19 protein-coding genes and 1 pseudogene are annotated in these 21,148 nt (G+C 73.7%); 13 read left to right on the top strand and 7 right to left on the bottom strand.

Going from position 1 to position 21,148, the window contains the following annotated elements; all coding sequences use genetic code 11:
- Positions 1-113: 113 nt before the first annotated feature.
- From scpB to ACR68M_RS07370, 3 genes and pseudogenes are all read left to right on the top strand, one after another.
- Positions 114-695, top strand: a complete 582-nt coding sequence (gene scpB, locus ACR68M_RS07380) for an SMC-Scp complex subunit ScpB (protein ID WP_441251530.1) — start codon at positions 114-116, stop codon at positions 693-695.
- Between the two features lie 540 nt (positions 696-1,235).
- Positions 1,236-2,537: pseudogene (locus ACR68M_RS07375) on the top strand (pseudouridine synthase); the annotation flags it as partial.
- A 194-nt stretch (positions 2,538-2,731) separates the two neighbouring features.
- Positions 2,732-3,709, top strand: a complete 978-nt coding sequence (locus ACR68M_RS07370; RefSeq protein ID WP_441249631.1) for a helix-turn-helix domain-containing protein — start codon at positions 2,732-2,734, stop codon at positions 3,707-3,709.
- 37 nt (positions 3,710-3,746) lie between these two features.
- On the opposite strand, the gene ACR68M_RS07365 is transcribed toward ACR68M_RS07370, so the two are convergent.
- The 3 genes from ACR68M_RS07365 to ACR68M_RS07355 are packed head-to-tail and all read right to left on the bottom strand — an operon-like array spanning position 3,747 to position 7,756.
- Positions 3,747-4,109, bottom strand: coding sequence for a DUF952 domain-containing protein (locus tag ACR68M_RS07365; RefSeq protein ID WP_441249630.1), 363 nt, complete (start codon positions 4,107-4,109; stop codon positions 3,747-3,749).
- Between the two features lie 53 nt (positions 4,110-4,162).
- Entirely contained in the window at positions 4,163-5,734 is a 1,572-nt protein-coding gene (locus ACR68M_RS07360; protein ID WP_441249629.1) for a mucoidy inhibitor MuiA family protein, read from the bottom strand.
- 3 nt (positions 5,735-5,737) lie between these two features.
- Positions 5,738-7,756 (bottom strand): DUF4139 domain-containing protein, encoded by a 2,019-nt coding sequence (locus tag ACR68M_RS07355; protein ID WP_441249628.1) that lies wholly within the window; start codon positions 7,754-7,756, stop codon positions 5,738-5,740.
- Positions 7,757-8,000: 244 nt separating this feature from the next.
- On the opposite strand from ACR68M_RS07355, the gene ACR68M_RS07350 reads away from it, so the two are divergent.
- From ACR68M_RS07350 to ACR68M_RS07340, 3 genes are all read left to right on the top strand, one after another.
- Positions 8,001-9,089, top strand: coding sequence for a prephenate dehydrogenase (locus ACR68M_RS07350; protein ID WP_441249627.1), 1,089 nt, complete (start codon positions 8,001-8,003; stop codon positions 9,087-9,089).
- An 85-nt stretch (positions 9,090-9,174) separates the two neighbouring features.
- The gene (locus tag ACR68M_RS07345) at positions 9,175-10,260 is read left to right on the top strand and encodes an S-(hydroxymethyl)mycothiol dehydrogenase (protein WP_441249626.1); all 1,086 of its coding nucleotides are present in this window, start codon (positions 9,175-9,177) and stop codon (positions 10,258-10,260) included.
- On the top strand, positions 10,260-10,904 hold the full coding sequence (locus ACR68M_RS07340) for an MBL fold metallo-hydrolase (RefSeq protein WP_441249625.1): 645 nt from the start codon (positions 10,260-10,262) through the stop codon (positions 10,902-10,904). The genes ACR68M_RS07345 and ACR68M_RS07340 overlap by 1 nt, the downstream gene beginning before the upstream one ends.
- 15 nt (positions 10,905-10,919) lie before the next feature.
- Here ACR68M_RS07340 and ACR68M_RS07335 read toward each other — a convergent pair whose 3' ends face one another.
- Entirely contained in the window at positions 10,920-11,534 is a 615-nt protein-coding gene (locus tag ACR68M_RS07335) for an HAD-IA family hydrolase (RefSeq protein WP_441249624.1), read from the bottom strand.
- 95 nt (positions 11,535-11,629) lie between these two features.
- On the opposite strand from ACR68M_RS07335, the gene cmk reads away from it, so the two are divergent.
- A complete protein-coding gene (gene cmk / locus ACR68M_RS07330; protein WP_441249623.1) occupies positions 11,630-12,373 on the top strand; it encodes a (d)CMP kinase in 744 nt (247 codons plus the stop codon).
- A gap of 137 nt (positions 12,374-12,510) precedes the next feature.
- Positions 12,511-13,962: a ribosome biogenesis GTPase Der gene (der, locus tag ACR68M_RS07325; protein ID WP_441249622.1), complete on the top strand. Its 1,452-nt coding sequence runs from the start codon at positions 12,511-12,513 to the stop codon at positions 13,960-13,962.
- 90 nt (positions 13,963-14,052) lie between these two features.
- Here the strand turns inward: der and ACR68M_RS07320 are convergent, their stop codons facing one another.
- Together ACR68M_RS07320 and ACR68M_RS07315 are read right to left on the bottom strand one after the other, a co-directional pair.
- Positions 14,053-14,757 (bottom strand): hypothetical protein, encoded by a 705-nt coding sequence (locus ACR68M_RS07320; protein ID WP_441249621.1) that lies wholly within the window; start codon positions 14,755-14,757, stop codon positions 14,053-14,055.
- A gap of 104 nt (positions 14,758-14,861) precedes the next feature.
- The gene (locus tag ACR68M_RS07315) at positions 14,862-15,689 is read right to left on the bottom strand and encodes a hypothetical protein (protein ID WP_441249620.1); all 828 of its coding nucleotides are present in this window, start codon (positions 15,687-15,689) and stop codon (positions 14,862-14,864) included.
- 591 nt (positions 15,690-16,280) lie between these two features.
- Here ACR68M_RS07315 and ACR68M_RS07310 point away from each other — a divergent pair.
- Complete coding sequence (locus ACR68M_RS07310) at positions 16,281-17,048, top strand: transglycosylase family protein (protein ID WP_441249619.1); 768 nt, start codon at positions 16,281-16,283, stop codon at positions 17,046-17,048.
- 112 nt (positions 17,049-17,160) lie between these two features.
- On the top strand, positions 17,161-17,508 hold the full coding sequence (locus tag ACR68M_RS07305; protein ID WP_441249618.1) for a transglycosylase family protein: 348 nt from the start codon (positions 17,161-17,163) through the stop codon (positions 17,506-17,508).
- Between the two features lie 113 nt (positions 17,509-17,621).
- On the opposite strand, the gene ACR68M_RS07300 is transcribed toward ACR68M_RS07305, so the two are convergent.
- Positions 17,622-18,434 (bottom strand): MBL fold metallo-hydrolase, encoded by an 813-nt coding sequence (locus tag ACR68M_RS07300; protein WP_441249617.1) that lies wholly within the window; start codon positions 18,432-18,434, stop codon positions 17,622-17,624.
- Between the two features lie 151 nt (positions 18,435-18,585).
- Between ACR68M_RS07300 and ACR68M_RS07295 the strand changes: the two genes are divergently transcribed.
- The 3 genes from ACR68M_RS07295 (at position 18,586) to ACR68M_RS07285 (ending at position 21,070) form a co-directional block, all read left to right on the top strand.
- Entirely contained in the window at positions 18,586-19,263 is a 678-nt protein-coding gene (locus ACR68M_RS07295) for an alpha-ketoglutarate-dependent dioxygenase AlkB family protein (RefSeq protein ID WP_441249616.1), read from the top strand.
- A gap of 134 nt (positions 19,264-19,397) precedes the next feature.
- The gene (locus tag ACR68M_RS07290) at positions 19,398-20,258 is read left to right on the top strand and encodes an acyl-CoA thioesterase (RefSeq protein WP_441249615.1); all 861 of its coding nucleotides are present in this window, start codon (positions 19,398-19,400) and stop codon (positions 20,256-20,258) included.
- 29 nt (positions 20,259-20,287) lie between these two features.
- On the top strand, positions 20,288-21,070 hold the full coding sequence (locus tag ACR68M_RS07285; protein WP_441249614.1) for a DUF1684 domain-containing protein: 783 nt from the start codon (positions 20,288-20,290) through the stop codon (positions 21,068-21,070).
- Positions 21,071-21,148: the final 78 nt, after the last annotated feature.

Here is a 21,148-nt window from a genome sequence, read left to right as displayed (position 1 = left end):
GGCCCGAGGAGTGGTTGGAGCCCGCGTACGACCCCCCGGAGGCCGCTGAGGCCGTCCCCGGGCCCGTTGCCGAGGAGGGCGTGCCGCTGCGGGCGGCGCTGGAGGCGATCCTGATGGTCGTCGACGAGCCCGCGACGGAGTCGCACCTCGCCGCCGTGCTGGAGCGCCCCCGGGCCGAGGTCGGCGCCGTACTGCACGGCCTGGCCGCCGAGTACACCGCCCAGGGCCGCGGCTTCGACCTGCGGCTGGTCGCCGGTGGCTGGCGGTTCTACACCCGCGCCGAGTGCGCGGAGGCCGTCGACCGCTTCGTCCTGGACGGCCAGCAGGCCCGGCTGACCCAGGCCGCGCTGGAGACATTGGCGGTCGTCGCCTACCGGCAGCCGGTGTCCCGCAGCCGGGTGTCAGCCGTCCGTGGTGTGAACTGTGACGGCGTGATGCGTACCCTGGTACAGCGAGGGCTGGTGGAAGAGACCGGCTCCGAGCCCGAAACAGGTGCGATCCTGTATCGGACGACGAACTACTTCCTGGAACGGATGGGGTTGCGCGGCCTGGAGGAACTTCCGGAGCTGGCACCCTTCCTGCCTGAGGTCGACGACGTGGAAGCGGAGTCCCTCGAAGGCACGGTGATCGCGGAGGCGGTCTCCGCCGCACGCGCGGCGGACGACGGCGACGAGGCGGGTCGGGAAGTGCGCTGAGGTCGGCCGGCACGACTTGCACTTCGACTTGCACTTCCCAGACGGAAAACGACGTACGGACTCAATTAGATGCGTAGCAGCGGTAACGGCAGGAACAGCGGCGGCGGTGGCGGGAGCCAGGGCCGCGGAGGACAGGGCGGCGGCCAGGGTGGCAGCCGCGGCGGCGGTTCGTACGGTGGCGGCAGCGGGGGCTCGCGCTCCGGTGGCGGCTCGTACGGTGGCGGCAACAGCGGCGGCGGTTCCTACGGTGGGGGCAGCGGCGGCGGTGGCTCGTACGGCGGCGGGAACAGCGGTGGCGGCTCGCGCTCCGGTGGCGGCTCGTACGGTGGCGGCAGCGGGGGCGGCTCGCGCTCCGGTGGCGGCTCGTACGGTGGCGGCAGCGGGGGCGGCTCGCGCTCCGGTGGCGGCTCGTACGGTGGCGGCAACAGCGGGGGCTCGCGCTCCGGTGGCGGCTCCTACGGTGGCGGCAGCGGCGGCGGCGGTTCGTACGGTGGCGGCAGCGGGGGCGGCGGTTCGTACGGTGGCGGCAGCGGGGGCTCGCGCTCCGGCGGCGGCTCGTACGGCGGTGGCAACAGCGGCGGCGGTTCCTACGGTGGGGGCAGCGGCGGCGGTGGCTCGTACGGCGGCGGGAACAGCGGTGGCGGTTCGCGCGGCGGCGGTTCCTATGGTGGCGGCAGCGGGGGCGGCTCGCGCTCCGGTGGCGGCTCCTCCGGTGGCGGTTCGCGTGGCGGTTCGTACGGCGGCGGCAACAGCGGCGGCGGTTCGCGTGGTGGCTCGTACGGCGGCGGCAACAGCGGCGGCTCGTACGGCGGCGGTGCTCGTCGGGACGACCGCCGGGACGACCGGCGCGATGACCGGAAGCAGCACCCGGACCGTCCGCTGAGGCCCGAGGAGCGCAAGTACGACCGTCCGGAGTTCGGCTCCGGCGGCCACTACGGTGCCCGCAAGGCGCTGCCGCAGGCCAAGGGCCCGGCGCGTCCGCGTCAGCCCGGACAGGGTGCTCCCGGCGACCCGCGGCGTCAGCCGCAGCGTTCGCGGGAGCTGCAGGCCAAGATCGAGGACGCCGTGCTGGCGCGCCACGACAAGCCTGCCGTCGCGCTGCCGAAGACCTTCGGCGAGCCCGAGGGCGAGCGCTTGCAGAAGGTGCTCGCGCGGGCCGGCATGGGCAGCCGCCGGGCCTGCGAGGAGCTCGTCTCGCAGGGCCGCGTGATGGTCAACGGCCAGCTGGTGACCGAGCAGGGCAAGCGGGTCGACGCGCAGAACGACGAGATCAAGGTCGACGGCCTGACCGTCGCCACCCAGTCGTTCCTGTTCTTCGCGCTCAACAAGCCCGCCGGTGTCGTCTCCACCATGGAGGACCCGGACGGCCGTCAGTGCCTCGGCGACTACGTGACCAACCGGGAGACCCGGCTGTTCCACGTCGGCCGCCTGGACACCGAGACCGAGGGCATCATCCTGCTCACCAACCACGGCGAGCTGGCCCACCGTCTGACCCACCCCAAGTACGGCGTGACCAAGACGTACATGGCCGCCATCCAGGGCCCGATCCCGCGTGACCTGGGCAAGATCCTGGGCCAGGGCATCGAACTGGAGGACGGCTTCGCCCGCGCCGACAGCTTCAAGGTGCTCTCGAACGTCGGCAAGAACTACCTGGTCGAGGTGACCCTGCACGAGGGTCGCAAGCACATCGTCCGCCGGATGCTCGCGGAGGCGGGCTACCCGGTCGAGAAGCTGGTGCGCACGCACTTCGGCCCGATCGCGCTCGGCGACCAGAAGTCGGGCTGGCTGCGCCGCCTGACCAACCCCGAGGTCGGGCAGCTGATGCACGAGGTCGGTCTGTAACCGCCGTCCTCAGGATGAGGGCCTCCCCGCCGAACGGCGGGGAGGCCCTCCCGCTTTTCGGGGGGATTCCGCCGCGGTCGTGAGACCGGCTTGTCAGCCGGCGCGCCGGTGGCACAAGATGGCCAGCGACTGTCGGGCCGCCGTGTGGCGGGACTGCGCCACCAGTGCCGTGGCCAAGGGGGGAAGGAGGGTCGGTGCTCGACTCATTCGGAGTGCTCGGTCTGGGACGGCCGGACGGACAGGTCTACGCGGCGCTCGTGGTGGCGCCGCAGTCCACCGCCGAGGAGCTCGCCGAGCAGTGCGGACTGACGCTCGACCAGGGCAAGGCCGCCCTGGACCGGTTGGCCGACCAGGGCATGGCGACCCGCGCCCCGGTCGACCGCGCACGTTACCTCGCCGTCGCCCCCGACGTCGCCATCGGCACCCTGATCGGCCACCGCGAGTCCCAACTGCGCAGCGCCCGAGCCGAGATGCACCGACTGATGGACGCCTTCCGGGAGGCCTCCCGGTTCACCGACCCCGCGCACTCGGTCGAGGTGCTCAGCGGCGGTGAGGCGATCGCCCAGCGGCTGGAGCACCTCACCGAGACCGCCGAGTACCAGGTGCGCGGCTTCGACTGCCCGCCCTACATCCAGGACCCGGTGGCCAACCTGCCCCGGCAGCGCCGGCAGCTGAAGGCCGGGGTGCGGTTCCGGACGGTCTACGACAAGGAGGCCGTCGCCTGGCCCGGCAGGCTGGAGCGGGAGATCCTGGTCGGCGTCGCGGACGGCGAGGAGGCCCGCGTCCGGCCCGTGCTGCCGATGAAGATGATGATGGCGGACGACCGGATGGCGATCATCCCGATCAGCGTCGGGGACGCCGTGCTGGACGCCGCGTACGTCATCCACCCGTCCGCCCTGCTGCAGGCCCTGGACGGGCTGTTCGAGGCCGAGTGGGACCGCGCGGTGCCGTTGCAGGCGGCGATCGGCGGCGAGGGCGAGCAGGGCCCGGAGGCCGACCACCGCAAGCTGCTCGGGCTGCTGGCCGCCGGGCTCACGGACGAGTCGATCGCGCGGTCGCTCGGGTGGAGCGCCCGGACGACCCAGCGCCGGTTGCAGGCGCTGATGCGGGAGCTGGGGGCGACCACCCGCTTCCAGGCCGGCATGGCGGCCCGCGAACGCGGCTGGCTGTAGCCGTAGCGCCCCTGGCTGCTCCGCGCGTGAGCGGGTGTCAGCTCCAGGGGGTGAGGGTGGTCCAGCGGTTGTCGGGGCCGCGTTCGAGCTTCTCCAGGCCGAGCACGGCGGTGCGGTTCAGCCGGCCGTAGATGTGCGGGAAGAGCACTCCCGGCGTCGCGCCGTCCGGCGGGGCGCCGTTGGGGGCCTCCCACTTCACCATCGGCTCGACCAGCGTCTCCTCGATCAGCAGCGCCATCAGCGGCCCCTGCGCGTCCCGGAAGAAGGCGTTGGCCACGGCGAGCGCGGTCTGCTCGTCGGCCGAGCAGTGGATGAACCCGTCGGTCAGCAGCGAGGCGGCGGCGTACGGCCGCCCCGGGTCGTGCAACCAGTCGTCCAGCGGCGCGAGGTGGTAGATCATGACTCCCTTTCTAGCAGGGCTGTGACCTGGAACTCCGGAGGTTCACCGCCCGGTCACAGCCCGGCGACCTTGGCCGCCGCCGAGATCTCGTACGACAGCGTGACGGTGCGGCGGCCGCCCGGGGGGAGCGCGACGGACCAGTGGCAGATGCCGTCGGCGTCCAGCTCGTCCGGGACGGGGGAGCAGTGCTCCTTGCGCAGCCGCACCTCGACCGCCGAGAGCTCGGAGACCGGGATGCGCTCGCGGACGGAGACGAGCTGCTCGTCGTGCTCCTGCGGGCCCGAGAAGCGGGAGAGGTGCAGCCGGACCGTCCGGGTCACGGTGGAGCGCTGGGAGAGGCCCGCGGTGCTGCGGCTCTCCTCCGTCTCCCGGACCACCCGGTAGCCGTCCGTGCTGCCGAAGGAGAGCTCGCCCGGGGCCCCCGGCGCGACGAACGGCAGCTCGCCGCGCCCGGCGAAGCCGCTGCCGAGCACCAGGGCGACCGGCCCCGCGAGCAGGGCGTGCGCCGCCCCGTTGCGGAACCGCACCACCCGGGTGACCAGTGGTGAGAGCTCCGGCACGCACACGTACTCGGCCCGCGCCTCGGCGGTGAAGACGGTCAGCGGCACCCGGTGCGCCCGGCCGTCGCCCGGGACGGCGGCCGGCTCCGGGGCGGACAGCACCCGCACCTCGCCGCCGTCGTCCACCCCCGGCAGGCCCGCGCCCGCAGGCCCGGTCGAGCCGATCTCCTCCTCGCGCAGCTCGACCTCGACCGTGCGGCGCTCCTCGGAGGTGCGGTCGCGCAGCACCAACCGGTCCTCCGCCTGCCGGGGCGGCTCGGCGGCCAGCGCCGAGCGGGCGGTCGAGAAGGTCAGCCGCACGCCGGGCCAGTCCTCCCCGGTGCGCTGCCAGACCACCGCCTCCGTCTCCAGCCGCAGCGAGCCGTCGGCGAGCGTCGCCCGGTAGGCCGGGCGCCAGAGCGCACACGGCGTCAGGTGGCCGACCGTCAGCTCCACCGGGCCCGCCGCCTCCGCCGACACGGTGAGCTCGACGTACGCCGTCAGCTCGGCCTCGTCCTCCTCGGCCTCCTCCGAGGCCCGCCGGGCCTGGCCGAGCTCCTCCTCGACCGCGCGCAGCCGGGCCCGGCAGGCCCGCAGCTGCTCGCCGTACGACTCGCGCTCGGCGTCCACCCGGTCGAGTTCACGCGTCCAGCGGGAGCGCTCGGTCTCACCGTGGCCGGCGCCCTCGCCGATCTCCCGCAGCAGGTCGGCCGCGAGCTGGGCGAGCAGCGCGAGCCGGGCCTCCAACCGCTGCTCGCGGCCGGTCTCGGCGCGCTCCTCCTGTTCCAGCTCGTGCACGCGGTGCCGAAGGCCGGAGTCGGCGGCAGTGGGCGGGCCCGGCGGGCGCGGTGTCCACGAGCGGACGATCCTGGCCTCCAGCACGCGGGCGGCCGGGCCGTGGGCGGCCGCCCCGGTCAGCTCGGCGCGCAGGGAGTGGTCGACGGCGAGCGCGGTGACCGGGCCGAGTCGCAGCCGCTGCTCACCCTCGGCGAGGGTGAGGCGGGCGGTGCGCGTGACGAGGGCCCGGTCCTCCAGACAGGTGACGGCGGTGACGGGGAGCGCCGTGACGGGGTGGGTCGTGGTCATCGGTCAGTTCCTCCGGTTGCCGCCGAGCAGGGCCTTGCCGGCCGGGATGCGGATCTCGTAGCCGCCGTCCAGCTCCGCCGTGCCCTGGGCGGGCAGCACGACGCGGCGGCGGCGCAGCCCCGGTGGTGTCGGTTCGACCGGGTCGAGCGGTGACCAGCCGGGCCGCTCCTCGATCCGGACCTCGGCCTCGGTGCTGACCGGCACGCGCTCGCGGACCTCGACCGTGACGGGGTGGTCGAGGCTGTTGGCGAGCTCGACGTGGACGCGGTGGTCCAGCACGGTGGTGTTGTTGAGCAGCCCGGCCGTCGACTCGCGGAGCTCGGCCCGGCGCGCCACCCGGATGCCCTCCGCCACCCCGAGCCCGAGCCGCCGGGTGCCGCCCGGCGCGAGCGTCGGCAGGCGGGTCGTCAGCAGGTACTCGCCGTCGGCCGTCACCTCGACCGGCCCGGCGAGCAGCGCCTGCTCGGTGTCGTTGGCCAGGACGAGCACTCCGTACACGGTCGGTTCGACGGCGGGGACGCAGACGTACTCGCGGCTCAGCCCGACCGGGATCTCACCGACGGTGACGCTGTGCCAGCCGCCGTCCGACGGCAGGTCGACCCGGGCGGCGGCGTCGTAGCGGTGGTCGAAGGACCCGGCCGAGTCGCGCGGAGCGACGGCGTGCCGGGGCAGCGGCGGCGTCCTGGGCACGCTGACGCCGGGCAGGCCGGGGTCGGCGTCCCGGCGCAGCTTCCCCCGGCGGGCGTCGCCCTGCTCGGGCCCGTCGAGGACGAGGCTCGCGTAGTCGAGCCAGGACTCGGCCGGGCGCGGCGGGCCTTCGACGGCCGGCGGTGGTGGCGGGGGTGCCGGTGCGGCGGCCATCAAGGGGGCCATCAGCGGTGCGGCTGGCCCGGCCGGCCCGGCCGGCCCGGCTCCCCCGGCTGCGTCGGGCGCCGGTGCGGCGCGCTTGGCGTGGGAGCGGAGCAGGTCGGGGGCCGGTGCGCCCGCTGGTGCTGCCGGGGCCGGAGGGACCGGCTGGGCTCCGGGGCGCGGGCCTGACGCGTGGACGACGGCGGGGGCGGGCCCGCCGAAGTCGTAGCGCATGGCCCGTGCGGGGCGGCCGGTGCTGCGGCGGCGGGCGGCCGGGCGGGGCGCCGGGGGAACGGCCGTGTCGTACCCGGCGAAGAGCTCGCCCAGCCCCGGCGGGGGCTCGCGCCAGCCGGAGGCGGCCGGAGCGGCCTGGGCCCGGCCTATCCGGATCGAGTGCAGGCGGGGCAGGTCGCTGCGCCGGTGCAGATCGGCGGTGGAGAGGCCGAGCCGGACACCCGTCCAGTCCTCGCCCGTCCGCTGCGCCACCGAGGCGCGCAGCACCAGCGTCCCGCCGCCGTCACCCTGACGGTGGCTCAGCCGGTAGGTCGGCACCCAGACCGCGCCCGGGACGATGTACTCGATCTCGATCTCGACCTCAGCGGCCGAGGTGCTGTCGGCGGCGGTCAGTGTCAGGACGGCGGTGCGGGTGGTGGCCACCCGCCCGGCGGGCTCGGCGGTGGAGGCGCGGGCGAGCTCCTCCTCCGCCACGGCGGCTACGTGTTCGGCCTGCTGGTGCTCCTCCGCGAGGGTGTCCGCGCGGGCCTGGAGCCTGGTCAGACGCTCGTCGACGAAGTCGGCGAGGTCGAGCCAGACGTCGGCGGGCGTACGGCGGTGCGGGTCGTCCGGCCCACGCTGGGGCGGGATGGCCCGCAGCGCCGCGATCTCGTCGATCCGGTGCAGTTGGCGGGCGTGCCGCGCACGGGCCGCCTCGGACTCCTCGCGGGCCCGCTCGGCGGCGCGGCGCAGCTCGGGCAGCTCCTCGGTACGGCGCAGTTCGGCCGCCTGCTCCAACCGGGCCTCGGTGACGCGGTGGCCGTCGCCGCCGGTCACGGTGGCACGCAGCGAGCCCGGGTCCAGAGAACTGGGCAGCCCCGGCAGTCTGACCTTGCCGTCCGGCGGCACGAGCCCCCGCGCGCGGCGGCGGCAGACCGCGCCGGACGCGTGGACCACCACCGAATCGAGTGCAGACTCCCAGCTCTGTCCCGTCTCCACAGCCACCCCGTCGAGCCCCTTCTTCCGTCCCCGTACCCCGGCGGCCCAGTCTGCCCCCGCAGCCCCCCGGTGTCAGCGGATTTGCGCCGCCCTCGCGTGGCGCAGGCCCCGGAGGGCGCGGGCACCTGCGTGAAGTACGGCCGGACCCCTGAGAGGATGGAGCCGCACCTACCAGCCCGGACCGCCACAGGAGACGAACCCCGCCATGCGTACTGTCGCCGTTGTCGGCACCGGCCTGATCGGCACCTCTGCGGCCCTCGCCCTCACCGGGCGCGGGCTGACGGTGCACCTGGAGGACGCCGACCCCGACGCGGCGCGGACGGCCGCCTCGCTCGGTGCGGGCACCACCGACGCCCCCGACGGGCCGGTCGACCTGGCGATCATCGCGGTGCCGCCCGCGCTGGTCGGCAAGGTGCTCGCGGACTGCCAGCGCCGGGGGCTGGCCCGCTGGTACACGGACGTGGCGAGCGTGAAGGCGGGCCCGCGTACGGAGGTCACGGCGCTGGGTTGCGACACCGTGCACTACATCGGCAGCCACCCGATGGCCGGGCGGGAGCGCTCCGGCCCGCTGGCAGCCCGCGCCGACCTCTTCGAGGGCCGTCCCTGGGTGCTCACCCCCACCCCGGAGACCGACACCGAGACGCTGAACGCCGCGCTCGAACTCGTCGCGCTCTGCGGCGCGATGCCGATCGTGATGGACGCCGCCGCGCACGACCGCGCCGTCGCCCTCGTCTCGCACGCGCCGCAGCTGCTCTCCTCGCTGGTCGCCGCCCGGCTGGAGCACGCCGACGAGACGGCCATAAGGCTCTCCGGCCAGGGTGTCCGGGACGTCACCCGGATCGCCGCCTCCAACCCCGGCATGTGGGTCGACATCCTCTCGGCCAACGCAGGCGTCGTCGCCGACATCCTGGACGAGCTCGCCACCGACCTCGGCGAGACCGTCACCGCGCTGCGTGCCCTGGAGGCGGCGGACGAGGGCGAGCGCCGGGCCGGAGCGGCCGGGATCGAGGCCGTGATGCGCCGGGGCAACACCGGCCAGGCCCGCATCCCCGGCAAGCACGGCGCCCCGCCCACCCGGTACGAGACCGTCGCGGTGGTGCTCGGCGACCAGCCGGGCGAGCTGGGCCGGCTCTTCGGCGAGGTCGGCGCGCTCGGCGTCAACATCGAGGACGTGGTGATCGAGCACTCCAGCGGCCAGCAGGTCGGCTTCGTCCAACTGTCCGTCGCCCCCGGCGCCGTGAAGCGGCTGGCCGTCGCCCTGCGCGAGCACGGCTGGAGCGTACGCGCCGACTGACGGTCGGTTGGGGCCCCGCGATCGGGAGACAATCAGCTGAGGGGCCGTCCGGCCCCGCAGTGCTGTTGAGGAAGGTCGAGGCCGAATGTCGCAGCAGGTCAGGGGTGTCATCGCACGGGGCAAGGGCGAGCCGGTGCGGGTGGAGACCATCGTCGTGCCGGACCCGGGCCCGGGTGAGGCCGTCGTGAAGATCCAGGCGTGCGGGGTCTGCCACACCGATCTGCACTACCGGGACGGCGGCATCAACGACGACTTCCCCTTCCTGCTCGGCCACGAGGCCGCCGGAGTCGTCGAGAGCGTCGGCGCCGGGGTGACGGAGGTCGCCCCCGGTGACTTCGTCATCCTCAACTGGCGTGCGGTGTGCGGGCAGTGCCGCTCGTGCCGGCGGGGCCGCCCGCAGTACTGCTTCGACACCCACAACGCCAAGCAGCCGATGACGCTGCTCGACGGCACCCCGCTCTCACCCGCCCTCGGCATCGGCGCCTTCGCCGACAAGACCCTGGTCGCCGCCGGGCAGTGCACCAAGGTCGACCCGGCCGCCTCGCCCGCCGCCGCCGGGCTGCTCGGCTGCGGCGTGATGGCCGGGCTCGGCGCCGCCGTCAACACCGGCGGCGTCGGCCGGGGCGACAGCGTCGCGGTGATCGGCTGCGGCGGGGTCGGCAACGCCGCCGTGATGGGCGCCCGGCTGGCCGGGGCGGCGAAGGTCATCGCGGTCGACATCGACGACCGCAAGCTCACCACCGCCCTGCGGCTCGGCGCCACCCACACCGTCAACTCCGCGACCGGGGACGCCGTCGAGGCGATCCGCGCCCTCACCGACGGCAACGGCGCGGACGTCGTCATCGAGGCCGTCGGCCGCCCCGAGACGTACAAGCAGGCGTTCTACGCCCGTGACCTGGCGGGTACTGTCGTCCTGGTGGGCGTGCCGACGCCGGAGATGAAGCTGGAACTGCCGCTGCTGGACGTCTTCGGACGCGGCGGCGCCCTCAAATCCTCCTGGTACGGCGACTGCCTGCCCTCGCGGGACTTCCCGCTGCTCATCGATCTCTATCTGCAAGGACGGCTCGACTTGGACGCCTTCGTCAGCGAAACAATCTCCCTCGACCAGGTCGAGGAAGCCTTCGCCAGGATGCACGGCGGCGACGTGCTGCGTTCCGTGGTGATGCTCTGATGCGTCAGATGCCCCCCGAGCCCGTGATCGAGCACCTCGTCACCTCCGGCACCTTCTCGCTGGACGGTGGCACGTGGGAGGTCGAGAACAACGTCTGGATCATCGCGAACGACGCCGACGCGGTCGTCGTCGACCCGGCCCACGACGCGGCGGCCATCGCGGCGGCCCTCGGTGACCGCGAACTCCGCGCGATCATCTGCACCCACGCCCACGACGACCACATCGGCGCGGCCCCCGCGCTCGCGGCCATGACCGGCGCACCGATCATGCTGCACCCCGACGACCTGCCGCTCTGGAAGCAGACCCACCCCGGCGACGCCCCCGACGAGGACCTGCGCGACGGCCAGCGGATCACCGTCGGCGGCATCTACCTCCACGTCCGCCACACCCCCGGCCACACCCCCGGCGGGATCAGCCTCTACGTCCCCGCGCTGGACGCCGTCCTCACCGGTGACACCCTCTTCCAGGGCGGCCCCGGGGCGACGGACAAGTCCTTCTCGGACTTCCCGACGATCATCCGCTCGATCGAGGAGCGCCTCCTCACCCTCCCGCCCGAGACCGTCGTCCACACCGGCCACGGCCCGACCACCACGATCGGCGCCGAGGCCCCGCACCTCGCGGACTGGATCGCCCGGGGTCACTGACCCCCGATGCCCGTCTCACAGCCCCAGGTGGGCGGCCAGCTCGGCGAGGGTTGCCGCGTAGTGGTCGGCGCCCGGGAGCTGGTGCGGGGCGAGGCCGGTGGTCAGGCCGAGGACCGTACAGCCCGCTGCCCGGCCGGCCAGGACGCCGGCCGGGGCGTCCTCGACGACCAGGCAGGCGGCGGGGGCGGCCCCGAGCCGGGCGGCTGCCAGCAGGTAGCCGTCCGGGGCGGGCTTCCCAAGTGCCACGTCGTGGCGGTAGACCTGGACGGCGGGCAGCGGCAGACCGGCCAGCGCGAAGCGCTCGTGGACGGCGTCGCGGTCGCCGGAGGTCACCAGCGCCCAGGCGTCGCGCGGCAGGGCGGAGAGCAGCTCGGCAGCGCCCGCGAAGGCGGGGAAGCCGGTGGGTTCGGCCGCCAGCAGGCGGAGGAGCTCGGTGAACTCGGCCGCCGGGTCCAGCTGGGGGGCGACGTCCTGGACGGTGTCCTCGGGCGGCCGTCCGAAGGTGAGCGGCCAGACGACCTCCGGGTCGAGGCCCCGGGCCAGCGACCAGGCGTCCCAGACCCGGCGGTAGGCGGGGGCGGAGTCGAGCAGGACACCGTCGACGTCGAAGAGCACGGCCTCGTAGATCATGGCCCGCATCGTCCCAGAGGCCCCGTAAACCTCGACGGCCGGAGTCTTCGGCCGGGTCGACTAACCTTGGTGTAGTTGCCCAGCTTCCGAGACCCATGCCTGTGGAGAAAAGAGAGGTTCGCGCCGTGGACACTGCCGACCGAGCTCATGCCCCGGTCGTCGTCGCCATCGACGGACCTTCCGGCTCCGGCAAGTCGACGGTCTCCCGTGCCGTCGCCGCCCGTCTGGGGCTGAGCTTCCTCGACACCGGTGCGATGTACCGGGCGATGACCTGGTGGATGCTGGCCAACGAGATCGACGTGACGGACACCGAGGAGGTGGCCGTGGCGTGCGACAAGCCGGTCATCGTCTCGGGGACGGACGCGGCCGGACCGACCATCACGGTCGACGGCCAGGACGTCTCGGCGCCGATCCGTGGTCACGAGGTCACCTCGCAGGTGAGCGCCGTCGCCGCCGTACCGCAGGTGCGGACGCGGCTGGTGGAGCTCCAGCGGGGCTGCGCCGAGGTCGCCGAGCGCGGCATCGTCGCCGAGGGCCGTGACATGGGCAGCGTCGTCTTCCCGAACGCCACCGTCAAGATCTTCCTGACCGCCTCCGAGACGGCCCGCGCCGAGCGCCGGGCCGCCGAACTGCGGGCGAAGGGCATCGACGAGGCGACCATCACCGCGATGGCCGCCGACCTCGCCCGTCGCGACGCCGCCGACTCCTCCCGGGAGACCGCGCCGCTGACCCAGGCGGCCGACGCCGTCCTGGTCGACACCAGCGAGCTGACCCTGGAGCAGGTGATCGACCGCATCGTCGGCCTGGTCGAGGAGAAGGCCCGCCTCACCGCGGTCTGAACGCCGGACCGCTCGTAGTACACCCCCACACTCACGCGCCGCCCGACACGAGGGCGACGCGATCGCGCTGCCCCGCCAGGGGCAGGTACGCACGGCACGTCCCTGGGAAGGGCTGTGCCGGGAAACGGAAAACATAGATGAGCATCGAGACCGACTCCGGCTCGTTCGGTGAGATCGACGCGTCCGAGTACGCCGAGTTCATGGCCCTCGCGGCCGAGGAGGGCTTCGACCCCGAGGACCTCGACGGCGCGGAGGCCCCGCACGGCCCGCTGCCGGTGCTGGCCGTCGTCGGCCGCCCCAATGTCGGCAAGTCGACTCTGGTGAACCGCATCATCGGCCGCCGCGAGGCCGTCGTCGAGGACAAGCCGGGCGTCACCCGCGACCGCGTCCAGTACGAGGCGACCTGGAACGGCCGCCGCTTCAAGCTGCTCGACACCGGCGGCTGGGAGCTCGACGTGCTCGGCATCGACGCCATGGTGGCGGCGCAGGCCGAGCTCGGCATCGAGAGCTCCGACGCGGTGCTCTTCGTGGTGGACGCCAACGTCGGCGCCACCGACACCGACGAGGCCCTGATCAAGATCATCCGGCGGGCCGGCAAGCCCGTCGTGCTCTGCGCCAACAAGGTCGACGGCCCGTCCGCCGAGGCCGACGCCGCGATGCTCTGGTCGCTCGGCCTCGGCGAGCCGTACCCCGTCTCCGCCCTGCACGGCCGTGGCTCCGGCGACCTGCTGGACGCCGTGATGGCCGCGCTGCCCACCGCCCCGCCGCAGACCTTCGGCGTCGTCGAGGGCGGCCCGCGCCGCGTCGCGCTGATCGGGCGCCCCAACGTCGGCAAGTCCAGCCTGCTGAACCGCGTCGCCGGCGAGGACCGGGTCGTCGTCAACGAGGTCGCCGGCACCACCCGTGACCCGGTCGACGAGCTGATCACGCTCGGTGGCAAGGTCTGGAAGTTCATCGACACCGCCGGTATCCGCCGCCGCGTGCACCTCACCGCCGGGGCCGACTTCTACGCCTCGCTGCGCACCTCGTCCGCGCTGGACAAGGCCGAGGTCGCCGTCGTCCTGGTCGACGCCAGCGAGGTGCTCGCCGAGCAGGACACCCGCATCATCACGATGGCCGTCGAGGCGGGCCGCGCCGTCGTCATCGCCTACAACAAGTGGGACCAGCTGGACGAGGAGCGCCGCTACTACCTGGAGCGCGAGATCGAGCAGGATCTCGTCCAGGTGCAGTGGGCCCCCCGGGTCAACGTCTCGGCGCTGACCGGCCGCCACATGGAGAAGCTCGTCCCGGCGATCGAGACCGCGCTCAAGGGCTGGGAGACCCGGATCTCCACCGCCCGCCTGAACGCCTTCCTCGGCGAGCTGGTGGCCGCCCACCCGCACCCCGTCCGTGGTGGCAAGCAGCCACGTATCCTCTTCGGCACCCAGGCCGGCATCCGCCCGCCGCGCTTCGTGCTCTTCGCCTCCGGCTTCCTGGAGGCCGGTTACCGCCGCTTCGTCGAGCGCCGTCTGCGCGAGGAGTTCGGCTTCGTCGGTACGCCGATCTCGATCTCCGTCCGGGTGCGCGAGAAGCGCAGCCGCAAGAAGTAGTAGCTGTAGCTGTTGGCTACAGCCGGACGTGGCACTGAAACGGCCGGGCACTCCCCAGGAGGGGGTGCCCGGCCGTTTTCGCACCCCCGGTCAGCCCTGGCCGGGGACGCGGCCGGAGGGGAGCGAGAGCATGCTCCGGTGTCGCCCCGCCGTCGGGCCGGGTGGGGTGTGCGAGGCCGGGGCGAGGTAGCCCGTCGCGACCCAGCCCTGACCGGCACTGGCCTGGCTGCTTGCGTCCGGGCCCGCTGTGTTGTTGCTGCCCGTGTGCGGGTCGCCTGCGTGCGTGTTGCCTGAGCCCTGCCCGCCGGGGGTGCTGAAGGGCTGCTGTTGGGTCGGCATGAACTGCGGCGTCCCCTGGGCGTGGCCGGGGTAGGTGTGGAAGGTCTGCTGCTGCGGGTACGCCGTCGGGTGGTCCCGGGTCAGGTACGGCTCGGGGGCGGCGTAGCCGTCGCGGGCCTGGTAGCCGTCGCGCGGCGGGTAGGTCTCACGGGCGAGGTGGTTGTCGCGGGGGTGGTTGTCCCGGGCCTGGTAGCTCTCGCGGTACGGCTCCAGGGCGGGCGTAGTGTCCCGGGCCGGGAAGGGGTCGCGGACGGCGAAGCCGGTGAACCGCAGGTCCTCCTCGCCGCTCCGGTCGCCGGGGAGGGCACGGAAGAGGCGGCGGTACTCCGAGTACAGGCCGTCGTAGATCGGCGTCGCGGAGGAGGGGTGTTCCGCGTCGTACGACGGGCGCATGCCGGGGATGGAGCGGTTCGTGGTGGGCGGGCGGTGGGCTGCGGCGACGTCGTAGCTGTACACGTAGGAGCCAACGAGCGAGACCGTCGGGAGATGCGGGCCCGGGGCGGAGCGGCGTATGCCGGTGGCCTGCGCCGCCCCGGTGCCCGGTGTTCGCGCGGGTGGGCTCAGGTGCCGGCGAGCGGGAGGGCGGCGGCGACCAGCAGTCCGTGGCCGGCGGCGCGTTCGAGGGCCTGGCGGAGCAGGTCCTCGCGGGGCTGGCGGCCGATCGTGCCAGTCGGCGCCGCGTACACCACGACCTCGTTGTGGCGGCCGGCGGTGGAGCGCCAGCTGTCGGTGACCTGGAGCGGCTGGTGGGCCTGCCACCAGGCGCTGCTGCCGCCGGTCGCGGTCGGGTGCAGGATCGCGTGCAGCTGGCCCATCGCGAGCAGGATCGACCAGCCGGGCAGCGTGGCCGGGGGCGCGTCGAGGGAGGTGACGTGCTGGAAGCCGTGGTCGCCGAGGAGGGAGAGGAACTGGTCCGCCCCCGAGAGGTCGCCGGGGCGCCCGACCGGGCCGGTCGGTTCGACGACCAGCGCGGCGTAGCCGGTGCCGTTGCGCAGGACGAGGCCACAGGTGATGCCGAGTACGGCGGGCTGCCCGGCCGGTGGCGCGACGGGTGCCACCGGCTCGGCGGCCGGGATCGGTGCAGGCCCCGGCGCGGCCGGGGCGCCGCCCTGGGTCTGGCTGATGCTGCGGACGGCGCCCAGCAGCTGCTCCTCCGACACCGGCACCACCTGGGAGGGGATGCAGCGGGCGTGGGCGAACGCGAGCACGGCGGTCTCGTCACCGACGAAGAGCACGGTGCTGGTGGCCTCCTGGGTGGAGTCACCGTTGGTTCGACAGGAGGTGCAGTCGTAGATGTCGGGCGCGTGGGCGCCGGCCAGCAGGCGGTCGGCCTCGTCGTCGCCGATCTCGGCGCGGACCTCGTCGCTCACATCGAGCATGCGCGGCACGGGTACTCCTCGGGTCGTCAGGGTGTGGCAGGGGCGCGCCCGGCCGCCACTACCAACGGGCCGCTGTGGCTGGGGTCACGGGTGGGCTCGGCCAAGTCGGGATTTGCCGCAAATCCGACTGCGATCTGTGGACGACTGGTCACAATCTGTCGATCCTGTGCCCGAGGTCACAGGGCCTCCGGGGTGCCTGGGGAGTGACCCACGCCATACTCGGACGATGTTTGATCATGGAAGTAGGGGTCAAAACGGACATTTGGCCCATGTTTACTTGATCTTTACCGCCGGTAACGGCCCTCTGAGCTGGGACGACCCGAAACTGTTTGGCGCACGCCTACCCGGCTCGTAGCTTCGTAACCAGTGCAACGAGCACTACCCGGGTTCACCCCCGGAGCACGGCCCGCCGGTTCACCCCGGCGCGGCGGGTGCCCACCGACCGCGGCTCTTCCCGAGCGGCGCCGGTGCGCGGAGGGTGGCCGGGGCGGCGCGGCACGTCGGACACGTGCACGGCCGCCTTGCGGACGCGGTGAGCGAAATTCGGGCCCTCACGGGTCTGGTTCCGCATGCCCGCCCGGGGCTGTCGAGAGGAACCTCATGACCTTCCGTAACGAGACCGCCGCTGCCACCACCACCGCCCCGAAGCGCAACCGCGTTCGGATGGCCCTCATGGGTGGCGCCCTCGTGGCGCTCCCGGTGGCCGGCCTCGTCACGGCCACCTCGGCCTCCGCCGCCTCCGTGTCCACCTGGGACGCCGTCGCCCAGTGCGAGAGCACCGGCGACTGGAGCATCAACACGGGTAACGGCTTCTACGGCGGCCTGCAGTTCACCTCCAGCACCTGGGCCGCCTACGGCGGCACCCAGTACGCCGCCCAGGCCAACCAGGCCACCAAGGCGCAGCAGATCGCCGTCGCCGAGAAGGTGCTCGCGGACCAGGGCCCCGGCGCCTGGCCCGTCTGCTCCGTCAAGGCGGGCCTGACCAAGGGCGGCGCCGCCGCTCAGGTCGACACCTCGTCCTCCTCCTCGTCCTCCTCCGCTGCGGCCTCCCGCTCGGAGCAGCGCGCCCCGCTGGCCGCCACCCCGAAGGCCGCCGCGCCGAAGGCTGCTGCGCCGAAGGCCGCCACCCCGAAGGCTGCGGCCCCCGCCGAGGCTCCGAAGGCCGCCAAGAAGGCCCCGGCTGCTCCGGCCGCCCCGGCTGCCCCCGCGAAGAGCAACGGCGGCACCTACACCGTCAAGAGCGGCGACACCCTCAGTGGAATCGCCGCCTCCAAGGGCCTGGACTGGAAGTCGCTCTACAACCAGAACACCGGCGTCGTCGGCGGCAATCCGGACCTGATCTTCCCGGGCCAGGTTCTGTCCGTCTGATCCCTGCTTCACCCAGCTTCACCTGGCACCGCCGTCACCCGCATCCGGGTGGCGGCGGTGCTGCCGTTCCTGCCGGGGTGCGGGGCGGGGGCGGTGGTGCCTTCATAGGGTCATGCGACCGTTACTGCTGCTGGCCCTGCTCGCGATGGCGCCTTCCGCGCCCGTCACTCCTGCCCCGCCCACGCCCGTGGCTCCCGCTGCTCCCGACTCGGTCTGGGAGCAGCTGGCCAACTGCGAGAGTGACGGCGACTGGCACGCCGACACGGGCAACGGCTACTACGGCGGCCTCCAGATCTGGCCGCCCACCTGGCGTGAGGCCGGCGGCCTGCGGTTCGCCGAACGCCCCGACCAGGCCCCTCGGCGCCAGCAGATCACCGTCGCCGAGGAGATCCGCCGCGAACAGGGCTGGTCCGCCTGGGCCTCCTGCGCCCGCGAGATCGGGCTGCTGAAGCGGTCCTAGCGGCGCTGGGTGTGTTGGCTGCACTAGGCGTTCTAGCCACGCTAGCTGTCCTAGCTTTGCTAACGATCCCAGCTTGGCTAGGCGGGCTAGCTTTGCTAGCCGTCCTAGCTGCGCTAGTCCCGTGCAGGCAACCGGTTCCCCCGCGTCGCCGCCCGGGTGCCGAGTTCGGCGGCGAGTCGCAGGCCCGCGTCGGGGTAGTGCCGTTCGAGCTCGGCCTGGGCCGAGGCCGGGTCGGGGAACCGGCCGATCTCGGTCTCGAAGGTCCGTAGGTACTCCCGGGTCCAGTCGATCGCCGTCGCGTCGGTCGGTGCGCCGGCGGTGCGGTGCCCGGCGGCGACGAAGGCCGGCTCGAGGGCGGCCATGCCGTCCAGCAGGTCGATCCAGCCGGCGCGCTGGGCCGGTTCGGGGGTGTCGGCCGTCCAGACGTGCAGCCCCTGGAAGAGCAGGACGCCGCCGAGGAGGGCCCGCTGCCGGTGCTCCCAGAGGTAGTGCCGGTCCGGCAGCCGGAGGTCGGCGCCGCGCAGCTCCAGCCGGTGGCCCTCGAACTCGATCGCGTCGCCGTGCAGCGGCTCCGGCCGGACGAGCCGGGTCGGCAGTTCGTTGCCGAGCTGCGCCCAGGTGCGCCGCTTGTCCTCGTAGGTCTCCTCGATGTGGTCGATCACCGCCGGTGTCGCGAGGAACCGGGCCTGCGGGAACACCTCCTTGATGCCCTCCGCGCCGAAGTAGAAGTCCGGGTCGCCGTGGCTGACGAACACGGTGGTCAGCCGCCGCCCGGAGGCCTGGGCCTCCTCCGCGAGTCGTCGCCCGTCGGAGCGGGTGAAGCCCGCGTCGACCAGCAGGGCCTCCTGCGGCCCGGTGACCAGGACGGCGGTCTTGTGCAGGGAGGTCGCGGAGAAGTCGATGATCTTGAAGTCCAGGGCCTTCACGGCGGGTCTCCCTCGGGGTGGCGGTGAGACTCAGCCTGCTGCTGCGGCTCATCCCTTGCACCCGCTGCCCGCCGAACGGGCCACCCCGGCGGCCCTGGCTACCGGGCAGCCCTGGCCGCCCGGCGGTGGTGGTGGCTGCGAGGATGGCCGTATGGACGGACTCTTCCCTCCTCCCGCCCGCGAACGGGCCGAGCCGGCGCCCGGCGCCGTACTGCTGCCCGACTGGCTGACCCCGGCGGAACAGCGCGAGCTCGTCGCCGCCTGCCGGGAGTGGGCCCGCCCGCCGGCCGGGATGCGGACCGTCCGGATGCCGACCGGCGGCGTCATGTCGGTGCAGACGGTCTGCCTCGGCTGGCACTGGTACCCGTACGGCTACGCCCGGACGGTGGTGGACGGCGGCGGTGCGCCGGTCAAGCCCTTCCCGCCCGAGCTGGGTGCGCTCGCCCGGCGGGCGCTGGCGGCGGCGTACGGGGGCGCGGGTATCGCAGGAGCGGGCGGGTACGAGCCGGACGTCGCGGTGGTGAACCATTACCCACACGGCGCCAGGATGGGCCTGCACCGGGACAAGGAGGAGCGGGTCGACGCACCCGTCGTCTCGCTCTCACTGGGGGACACCTGCGTCTTCCGCCTCGGCAACACCGAGACCCGGACGCGGCCGTGGACGGATCTGGAGCTGCGCAGCGGCGATCTGCTGGTCTTCGGCGGCCCGGCCAGGTTCGCGTACCACGGGGTGGTGCGGACGCTGCCGGGATCGGCCGATCCGGAGCTGGGGCTCGGGCTGGTCGGGCGGCTCAACATCACCGTGCGGCAGTCCGGCCTGCCGGGCTGACCGGCGCGGCAGGGAATAGCGCTGGGAATAGCGGCGGGGAATTACGGTACGACCATCGGACTTCTGGATAAGCAGGCGGTGATGTCAGGGTGCTCAGGTCCCTGGTCGACCGGCCGAACGAGGGAGCGCAACTCATGGGTACACCCGTCGACCAGCTAGTGGACCTCCTCGATCTGGAGCAGATCGAGCTCAACATCTTCCGCGGACGCAGCCCCGAGGAGTCCCTGCAGCGGACCTTCGGCGGCCAGGTCGCGGGGCAGGCGCTGGTCGCGGCGGGGCGTACGGTCGACCCTGGGCGCCCTGTGCACTCGCTGCACGCCTACTTCCTGCGCCCCGGCGTGCCGGGGGTGCCGATCGTCTACCAGGTCGACCGCATCCGCGACGGCCGCACGTTCACCACCCGCCGGGTGCTCGGCATCCAGCAGGGCCGCAGCATCTTCGCCCTCACCGCCGACTTCCACCTGCCGGAGCACGGCGGCATCGAGCACCAGGACCCGATGCCCGACGTGCCCGCGCCGGAGGACCTGCCCAGCGCGCTCGAAGAGGTCGGCTCCAAGCTCGGCGAGCTGCCGCCGTTCATCAGCCGCCGCCAGCCCTTCGACATCCGCTACGTCGACCGGCTGCGCTGGACGAAGGAGGAGCTGGTCGACGTCGAGCCGCGCAGCGGCGTCTGGCTGCGCACCAACGGCGCCCTCCCCGACGATCCGCTGATCCACGTCTGCGCCCTCACCTACGCCAGCGACATGACGCTGCTGGACGCCGTCCGCGCACCGGTCGAACCCCTCTGGGGCCAGCGGCACTTCGACATGGCCTCGCTCGACCATGCGATGTGGTTCCACCGCCCCTTCCGCGCGGACGACTGGCTGCTCTACGACCAGGAGTCCCCGATCGCCCACGGCGCCCGCGGCCTGGCCCGGGGACAGATCTACGACCGGAGCGGCCAGTTGGTCGTCTCGGTGATGCAGGAGGGGCTGTTCCGGCCCCTGGCCGACTGACCGCCCACCAGCTACGGGAGGTACGCGTGATGAACGCGGCCGAGGAGTGGAAGCACTGGCAGGACTCCCGCGCGGCCTCGGCGAGCGCGCCGCACGGCCCGCTGGCGCTCACCGGGACGCACTGGCTGGAGCCCGAACCGGCCGTGCTGCCCGGCCTGCCGGGGCTCTGGTGGGCCTCGGACGGCCTGGTCCGGGTCCGGGCCACGGCGGCGGACGGACTCCGGGTCGAGGGCGCCGACGGCGGGCCGCTCGTCGGTGACGGGGTGCTGCGGCCGGACACCGCCTCGGCGCCGCAGCTGGCCGCGCTCGGTGAGGTGCTGCTCGTACCGATCGAGCGGGAGGGCGAGCTCGCACTCCGGGTGTTCGACCCGGCTGCGCCGGCGCGCGAGGCGTTCGCGGGGATCGCGGTCTATCCGTACGCGCCGGAGTGGGCGGTGAACGCCGTCTTCACGCCGTTCGAGCGCGCGCAGGACCTGCTCGTCCCGAACGCCGACGGCAAGGACCGCCCGCTCACCCTCGCCGGAGAGCTCGCCTTCTCGCTGGCCGGCCAGCCGCACACGCTGACCGTCAGCAACTCCGGCGAGCGGCTCAGCGGTGTCATCGCCGATGCCACCAGCGGGCGGGAGACGTACCGCTTCCGCTTCGTCACGCTGCCCGCGCCCGACGCCGAAGGCCGTACGGTGCTGGACCTCAACCGCGCCTACCTGCCGCCCTGCGCCTTTGCCGACCACTTCGTCTGCCCCTTCCCGCCGCCGGGCAACCGGCTGACGGTCGCGGTGGAGGCGGGGGAGAAGCAGGTGCTCTCCCGGTAGCCCCGGTGTGGGGGCGGCCGAGGGTCTCGCCGAGCATGGACTCTTGTGTCGACTAACCAACCTGCTGCCACCGATGCC

Source organism: Kitasatospora sp. McL0602 (genome assembly GCF_052076145.1).
Classification (GTDB): Bacteria; Actinomycetota; Actinomycetes; order Streptomycetales; family Streptomycetaceae; genus Kitasatospora.
This window is presented reverse-complemented; position numbering and strand designations above follow the sequence as displayed.

Excerpts from the sequence above, each read along its gene's own strand:
- scpB (WP_441251530.1), top strand. The coding sequence starts at position 114 with ATGGTCGTCGACGAGCCCGCGACGGAGTCGCACCTCGCCGCCGTGCTG.
- ACR68M_RS07365 (WP_441249630.1), bottom strand. The coding sequence starts at position 4,109 with ATGATCTACCACCTCGCGCCGCTGGACGACTGGTTGCACGACCCGGGG.
- ACR68M_RS07360 (WP_441249629.1), bottom strand. The coding sequence starts at position 5,734 with ATGACCACGACCCACCCCGTCACGGCGCTCCCCGTCACCGCCGTCACC.
- ACR68M_RS07350 (WP_441249627.1), top strand. The coding sequence starts at position 8,001 with ATGCGTACTGTCGCCGTTGTCGGCACCGGCCTGATCGGCACCTCTGCG.
- ACR68M_RS07345 (WP_441249626.1), top strand. The coding sequence starts at position 9,175 with ATGTCGCAGCAGGTCAGGGGTGTCATCGCACGGGGCAAGGGCGAGCCG.
- ACR68M_RS07340 (WP_441249625.1), top strand. The coding sequence starts at position 10,260 with ATGCGTCAGATGCCCCCCGAGCCCGTGATCGAGCACCTCGTCACCTCC.
- ACR68M_RS07335 (WP_441249624.1), bottom strand. The coding sequence starts at position 11,534 with ATGATCTACGAGGCCGTGCTCTTCGACGTCGACGGTGTCCTGCTCGAC.
- cmk (WP_441249623.1), top strand. The coding sequence starts at position 11,630 with ATGCCTGTGGAGAAAAGAGAGGTTCGCGCCGTGGACACTGCCGACCGA.
- der (WP_441249622.1), top strand. The coding sequence starts at position 12,511 with ATGAGCATCGAGACCGACTCCGGCTCGTTCGGTGAGATCGACGCGTCC.
- ACR68M_RS07310 (WP_441249619.1), top strand. The coding sequence starts at position 16,281 with ATGACCTTCCGTAACGAGACCGCCGCTGCCACCACCACCGCCCCGAAG.
- ACR68M_RS07305 (WP_441249618.1), top strand. The coding sequence starts at position 17,161 with ATGCGACCGTTACTGCTGCTGGCCCTGCTCGCGATGGCGCCTTCCGCG.
- ACR68M_RS07295 (WP_441249616.1), top strand. The coding sequence starts at position 18,586 with ATGGACGGACTCTTCCCTCCTCCCGCCCGCGAACGGGCCGAGCCGGCG.
- ACR68M_RS07290 (WP_441249615.1), top strand. The coding sequence starts at position 19,398 with ATGGGTACACCCGTCGACCAGCTAGTGGACCTCCTCGATCTGGAGCAG.
- ACR68M_RS07285 (WP_441249614.1), top strand. The coding sequence starts at position 20,288 with ATGAACGCGGCCGAGGAGTGGAAGCACTGGCAGGACTCCCGCGCGGCC.